The organism is uncultured Campylobacter sp. (assembly GCF_938045775.1).
Taxonomy (GTDB): domain Bacteria; phylum Campylobacterota; class Campylobacteria; order Campylobacterales; family Campylobacteraceae; genus Campylobacter_B.
In genome coordinates this window covers 1-7026 of the sequence record NZ_CALIBH010000274.1, presented here as the reverse complement: position 1 = coordinate 7026, position 7026 = coordinate 1, and the positions used below count along the sequence as shown (strand labels likewise).

Sequence of the window (7026 nt, the reverse complement as noted above, 5' to 3'; positions counted from 1 at the left end):
GAAATTTTGTTTTAAAATTCCGTCGCGCCACGCTTTAAATTTGCCGCTAAATCTAAGTGAAGATGCGCGAGATACGCTATTGTTGTAGCTTATATGTTTTACAGCGAGATTAATGCTGGACTTGGTTTAAATTTTACGTTCCGCGACGATTTAAATTTAGAATGTGTGTATTGCCACCGCAAATATTCGCTTTCATATGCACCAAGCTAGTTAAAATTTAATGCCATGCATGCGCTCTATCATCATTTCTCGGCAATCGGCTATCGATGTACGCGAGTAAGCGGCTAAAATTTACCGCGCGCCGCCAACGTCCGTTCGGTGCAAACTTGACCACGCTCGCCGCTGCGAGCGCGAAGTAGTATCGAGCTGCAAATTTTAAACTATCTCGCTGCACGCGCTTGGGAATAGCGCCCTGCTTCGCGGGCAAAGCGCGCTAGGTCTTTAAACCGTCAAATTTCAAGCCCTGAAAATTCCTCGTAAAATTTATTTAGATAATCGGCGTAGTAGAAGTTTTGATTTCTAGCATCAAATTTACCTGCTATTTCTAAAGCCATTTTATAAGTATTTTCATCTCCAAATGCGACAATGGGGATAAGCAATTTTAAATAATTCAGATCGTCGTTGCTATCGAGTATAGTGTGCGAATGCTTACGCGCCAAGCTTAGCGCTGTTTCGTGCTCTCCCAGCCTAACGGCGATCTCGATTAGCGGTGCGATCTGATTTATGAAGCGAGGATCTGACTCGATCATTGCAGCGGCCTTTGGCAGCAAAGCCGTCGCTTCCTCTATCCTACCCAGTGCTACCATACTAAATAAGATCGGCGCGTAGGTTGTATATGGCACTTTGATACAACCTAGCTCGCCCGAGATTATCGGCGCAGCTAACTCCAGTGCCGCCTCATACTCGCCCGCAAAATTTAAATACGCGATCTCGCTCGATGCCTCGCACGCCTCGCAGCCGTCCATATCGTCTTTGGCTAGCTTTTTCCACATCTTGTAGTTCGCTTTCGCCTCTTTAGACTCGCCCATGTCAATGTTTTGATTCGTCAAAGCCTTATAATAGCGTGATAACGAGAGCCCTTCTATGCTCTCGTAGTAAAACAGCATCGTCTCGTTCATCTCGTCTATAAGCTCTTTTTCTATCATAGAGCTTTTAGCGGCGTCTGGAGCTATCCATCTAAATTTCCATAGGCAGTCCACGAAGCAGACAAAATTCGAATATTCCTTCTTTTCCAAATTTTTTGCGATATAATCTGTGAGCCACATTAGCGCCTTCATTCTTAAAAACGCACCGAATTTTCCAATTTCATCATTCACTATAAAATCACAAATTTGAGTGGCAAATGCAAAATTTTTCGCTCTTATGGCGTCTCTTATTGTGCTATTGATGCATTCCTCCTTATCTGCCATACTTTTAAGCCCATTTAGCTCTTCATAAAGTCCCTCTAGCGAGCTCTGTTTCATTTTCGCTCCTCGTTAAATTTTGCGATAATTATATCCATTTAGTCTGAAGTTAGGCAGCTTATCGCGATTTTAAAGCCCAGAAGGCAAAATTTAAAATTTATAGCGTTATCTTAAAGCGGCTTTGTTCGCGCCGTTTTAGCGCCCTATTTGCCGCCGCGATAGGCAAATTTCAGCTTCGTTATATAAATTTGATATTAAAATGCCGTACTCATAAATTTTTAAAAAAAGGGGAATTTATGGACATAAACACACGGCGTCTTAAAAGCGAGTTTGAGCAGATAAGCCGCTTTGGGGCTTTGGCGGGCGGCGGGCTTACGCGGCTTGCATTTTCGCGCGAGGACAAAGAGGCGCGCGACTTCCTCATATCGCTACTTCAAAAAGAAAATTTCAAGATCAAAATCGACGATGCAGGCAATATTTTCGCTAAATTTGGAGGCGTTCAAAATCCCGATCTACCGTCCGTAAGTGTTGGTTCGCATATCGATAGCGTGCCGCAGGGCGGCTTTTACGACGGCACGTTGGGCGTCATGACCGCTTTGGAGGCGATCCGTGCGGTGCGAGATAGCGGAGAGAGACTTGCGCGACCGCTGGAACTCATCGTCTTTGTTTGCGAGGAATCAAGCCGCTTCAAAATGGCGACCGTAGGCAGCAAGATAATTAGCGGCAAGCTCTCGCGGCAGCGGCTAGGCGAGCTAAAGGATAAAGACGGAATTTCGCTGTTTGACGCCATGCAGGATTTCGGGCTAAATCCCGCAAATTTAAAAAGCTGCGTCCTGCCCAAATCTAGCTTTCATAGCTACATCGAGCTTCATATCGAGCAGGGGCCGGTATTGCAGCGACGCGGCATCCCCGTAGGCATCGTCACGGGTATTGCCGCACCCGTGCGATACGAGCTGCGGATCGAGGGTAGAGCTGATCACAGCGGCGCTACACCGATGGATATGCGCTGCGACGCCCTGGCTTGCGCTAGCGAGATCATTTTAAGCGCGGAGAGGATCGCCAAGGAGGGCAAAACCACGGTCGCGACGACGGGCTATGCAAACGCGCTGCCCGGCGTGCTAAACGTGATCCCGGGCTCCTGCACGCTAGGGCTTGATATACGCGATATCGATGAGGAAGCGCTCAGGGCGGCGGACGATCGAATTTGCGCCGCGATAGGTGAAATTTGCGCTCGCAGAGGGTGCGGATTTGAACTAAAAAATCTCATCAAAGATCACCCCGTAAAGCTAAGCGAGGAGATGATAGATCTGCTTGAGAGCTGTGCCGGCGAGCTTAAAATTCCAAGCCTAAGGCTTCCTAGCGGTGCAGGACACGACGCGATGAATATGACGGAGCTTGCGGATCGCGTGGGGATGCTTTTCGTGCCGTGCAAGGACGGCATCAGCCACAACGTAAATGAAAGTATAAATTGGCACGACGCGTTTGCCGCTACGAAGGTTTTAGCTGCGGCGATGTTAAGCTTAGCCAAAAAATAAAGGAGAGAAAATGGATGCTATCGCACAAAAAGTAGAGGCGCTCAAAGGCGAGATGATCGGGGATCGCAGGTTTTTTCACTCGCATCCCGAGACGGGCTGGTTTACCTTTTTTACGACCGCGGTTATCGCAGATCGAATGCAGCGCCTGGGCTATGAGATAAAGCTCGGTCGCGAAGTGGTGAAAGCTGAAGCGAGGCAGGGCGTAGGCAGTAAGGATGCCTGCGAGCAGGCGAGGCAGCGCGCCGAGGGGCTTCTAAACGCAGATCAGATAAAATTTCTTGATGCGATGGAGGATGGGCTAACGGGTCTCGTGGCCGAAATAGACACGGGGCGCGCAGGCAAGACAGTCGCTTTTAGATTTGACATAGACGGCGTGGACGTGACCGAGAGCATGGACGCGGATCACCGCCCTTTTAAGGAGGGCTTTCGCTCCGACATTAGCGGCATCACGCACGCGTGCGGGCACGACGGGCATATCACGATGGGACTTGCTTTAGCGAAGCTGATCGCGCAAAACTTAGATGATTTCAGCGGCAAATTTAAATTTATCTTTCAAACCGCCGAGGAGGGCACCAGAGGCGCCGTAGGTATGGAGGCTGCGGGCGTCACCAAGGGCGTGGATTATCTGCTGGGCGGTCATATCGGCTTTCAGGCGACCACTATGAGAGGCATCATCTGCGGTACCAAAAAGCTGCTTGCGACCACTAAATTTGACGTAAATTTAAAGGGTAAGTCCGCTCACGCCGCGGGCGCGCCGCAAAATGGAGCCAACGCTCTGCTCGCCGCAGCCGAGATGGCGCTTGATATGCACGGCATCACTAGACACGCAGACGGCGTCACGCGTATCAACGTCGGCGTGCTACGCGCGGGCGAAGGGCGCAACGTCATCGCGCCTAACGGCTACCTCGCGTGCGAGACGCGCGGCGAGAGCACGGAGCTGAATGAGTTTATGAAAGCCAAATGCATGGACATAGTGGAGGGCGTTTCTAAAATTTACGGCGTCAGCTACGACGTGCAGGTTACGGGCGGTACCGCAGGCGGCGATAGCGACGAGGCCACCACGCAGCTTTACGAGGATGCGGCGAAGGCATCGCCGTTTATCGACCATGATAAAATCGTAAGAGAGCTAAACTTCGGAGCATGCGAGGACTTCGCGCACTTTATGCGCTCGGTGCAAGATGCGGGCGGCAAGAGCGGATATCTGATGATCGGCACGACGCTTGCGGCGGGACATCACAACGCCAAATTCGACTTTGACGAGGACTCGCTGCTTGCGGGAGTGGACGTGTATCTGCGCTGCGCGTATAAGCTAAACGGCAAAGCTTAAGGAAGGCGGCATGAAAAGAGCACTACTTCTAAGCGCTTCCAGTTACAAAGACAGCGGCTATCTGAACCACTGCAAGGGGTGGATCAGGGAATTTTTGGGAGGTCTTTGGGAGGATGAAATTTTATTCATTCCGTTTGCGGGCGTTAGGCGCACAAGCGAGCAATACGAGCAGAAGGTCGCGGACTGCTTGGAGAGCAACAATATCAGATCGATCCATCGATTCGCTGATATGAAAGCCGCCGTTAAAAATGCCAAATCGATCTGCATCGGCGGTGGCAATACCTTCGTGCTGCTAAATGAGCTTTATAAATTTGATCTCTTAGGCGTGATCAAAGACGCCGTGGATAGCGGTACACCGTATTTCGGCTGGTCTGCCGGCGCAAACGTCGCGGGCAAGACGATGATGACCACCAACGACATGCCGATCGTCTTCCCGCCCTCGCCCGTGGCTCTGGGGATCTTTCCGCACCAGATCAATCCGCACTTCATAAGCGGTAAAATTTCAAACCACAACGGCGAGAGCAGGGAGGAGCGGTTGGAGGAGTTTTTGATCGTCAATCAAAACGACAGCGTCTATGCTATGCCCGAGGGTAGCGCGTTTTTGATAAACGGAAACGAGTGCGAAGCGATGGGGCATGCGGACGTGCTAAAATTCGAGTATAAAAAAGAGATCTCACGCATCGCCGTGGGAAGTAAATTTAAAATTTAAAAGGAGTTATCGTGCAGACACTTAGGTTACTTTTGGCGCTTGCGGGTATCGTCGCAGTCGTCGCTTTACTAATCATGAAGAAGGATACTAAAACCGTGCTTATCGGCGTGGGTTTGGTGCTGTGCGTGCTTTGTCTAAAGCCGCTGGACGGGCTGGGCGCCTTTACCTCGTATATGACTAAAGCAGGTCTTATTAAGGCGATATGCGCCAGCATGGGTTTTGCCTTCGTGATTAAATTTACCGGCTGCGACCGCGCGCTCGTAAATTTACTCACTAGACCCCTCGGCAATATCGGATTTTTATTGATCCCGCTCGTCGTGGCGCTTACATATTTTATCAATATCGCTATCCCCTCCGCTGCGGGCTGCTCGGCTGCGGTCGGCGCTACGCTGATCCCCGTGATGATGGCTGCGGGCGTTAAGCCAGAAATGGCGGGCGCAGCGGTGTTTGCGGGCACTTTTGGCGGCGTTTTGAGCCCGGGCTCGGCGCACAACGTATTCGTAGCCGATATGGTAAAAGCGCACAATCCATCCTACACGGTTCAAGACGTTATCGGGGTGCAGTTTTCCAGCGCGATTACCGCTTTGATCGTAGTTTTAATCATAATTAGCATAACAGCGATAGTTTGCAAAGACTACACCAAGGGGGTGAATTATCTAGCGCAAAGAGAAAATTCCGCAGGTGCAGACGGCGCAAGCTCCGCCGCGGCAAGCTCCGCCTCATCCGCCGGTTCAAATTTAGATGCGCAGCCTCAAAAAATAAACGTCTTATACGCGCTTATGCCGCTAGTACCTTTGGTGATTTTAATCATCGGTGGTACGTCCAAGCTCAACACGATCTCCTTTCTTAAATGGACGAAGATGGGCGTCGCCGAAGCGATGCTACTGGGCGCTATCCTCACCATCGCCGTTACTCTAACCGATCCTCAAAAAATTACGAAGGAATTTTTCAAAGGCATGGGTAGCGCGTATGCCGAGATCATAGGTATCATCATCGCTGCGGGCGTCTTCGTCGCGGGGCTTAGCGCGTGCGGCGCGATCGATTTCGTAATCGAGTGGCTTAAGAACGAGCAGGGCTACGTAAAATTCGGTGGAACCTTCGTGCCGTTTTTTATGGGTATCGTAACGGGCTCTGGAGATGCGGCGTCGATGGCGTTTAACACCGCCGTGACCGTGCACGCCGACGCGCTGGGTTTTGAGCAAGATAAGCTCGGTATGGCGGTTGCGATAAGCGGCGCGCTAGGCAGGAGCGCATCGCCGATTGCGGGCGCTTGTATCGTTTGCGCGGGACTTGCGATGGTAAGTCCTATCCAGATCGCCAAAAGAACGGCTCTTGGGATGTTTCTATCCGTCTGCGTCATCGCATTTGTTATTTTGTAAAAAGGCTTATTTGTGGATATCGTGCAGAGATTTTTAAACTACACCAAGATCAACACTACCACGAATAGAGCTGCGGGCGCTGCGGGCATAATGCCCTCAAACCCCAAGGAGCTTGAGTTTGCAGGCCTCATAAAAAGCGAGCTCGAAGCCCTAGGCATAAAAAATATCAGCCTCAGCGAGAAGTCGATTTTGATCGCTAAAATTCCCTCAAATTTAGACGCGCCCGCTGCGAGCATAGCGTTTTTTGCCCATCTTGATACCAGCGCCGAGCAGCGCGGCGACACCAAAGCTCAGATCGTAAGATACGAAGGCGGCGATATCTGCCTAAATAAAGAGCTTGGGATCTATCTCAAAGCGAGCGAAAATGAGGAGCTGCAAGATTATAAAGGGGGCGAGATCATCGTAACGGACGGCACCAGCTTGCTAGGTGCCGACGATAAGGCGGCGATCGCCGCGATCGTAAATGCGCTGGAATTTTTCGTCCAAAATCCGCAGATCAAGCACGGCGAAATAATCGTCTGCTTCGTGCCGGACGAGGAGCAGGGTTTGCGAGGCGCAAAGGCACTGGATGTAAGCGAGATAGGCGCAGATTTCGGCTACTGCCTTGATTGCTGCGGTATCGGCGAGTTTATCTACGAGAATTGGAACGCGGGCGATTGCGTCGTTACCTTCA

General features: G+C 50.9%; 6 protein-coding genes. 5 read left to right on the top strand and 1 reads right to left on the bottom strand.

Going from position 1 to position 7026, the window contains the following annotated elements:
* Nucleotides 1-449 precede the first annotated feature (449 nt).
* Complete coding sequence (locus tag Q0238_RS11425) at nucleotides 450-1463, bottom strand: hypothetical protein (RefSeq protein ID WP_297946158.1); 1014 nt, start codon at nucleotides 1461-1463, stop codon at nucleotides 450-452.
* Nucleotides 1464-1699: 236 nt separating this feature from the next.
* On the opposite strand from Q0238_RS11425, the gene Q0238_RS11420 reads away from it, so the two are divergent.
* The 5 genes from Q0238_RS11420 to Q0238_RS11400 form a co-directional block, all read left to right on the top strand.
* Entirely contained in the window at nucleotides 1700-2938 is a 1239-nt protein-coding gene (locus tag Q0238_RS11420) for a Zn-dependent hydrolase (protein ID WP_297946155.1), read from the top strand.
* A gap of 10 nt (nucleotides 2939-2948) precedes the next feature.
* Nucleotides 2949-4265 (top strand): amidohydrolase, encoded by a 1317-nt coding sequence (locus Q0238_RS11415; protein ID WP_297946152.1) that lies wholly within the window; start codon nucleotides 2949-2951, stop codon nucleotides 4263-4265.
* Between the two features lie 10 nt (nucleotides 4266-4275).
* A complete protein-coding gene (gene pepE / locus Q0238_RS11410) occupies nucleotides 4276-4974 on the top strand; it encodes a dipeptidase PepE (protein ID WP_297946149.1) in 699 nt (232 codons plus the stop codon).
* An 11-nt stretch (nucleotides 4975-4985) separates the two neighbouring features.
* Complete coding sequence (gene dcuC, locus Q0238_RS11405) at nucleotides 4986-6353, top strand: C4-dicarboxylate transporter DcuC (protein WP_297946146.1); 1368 nt, start codon at nucleotides 4986-4988, stop codon at nucleotides 6351-6353.
* Nucleotides 6354-6365: 12 nt separating this feature from the next.
* Nucleotides 6366-7026: M28 family peptidase (locus Q0238_RS11400; RefSeq protein ID WP_363317144.1), on the top strand; the 661-nt coding region annotated here is incomplete at its 3' end.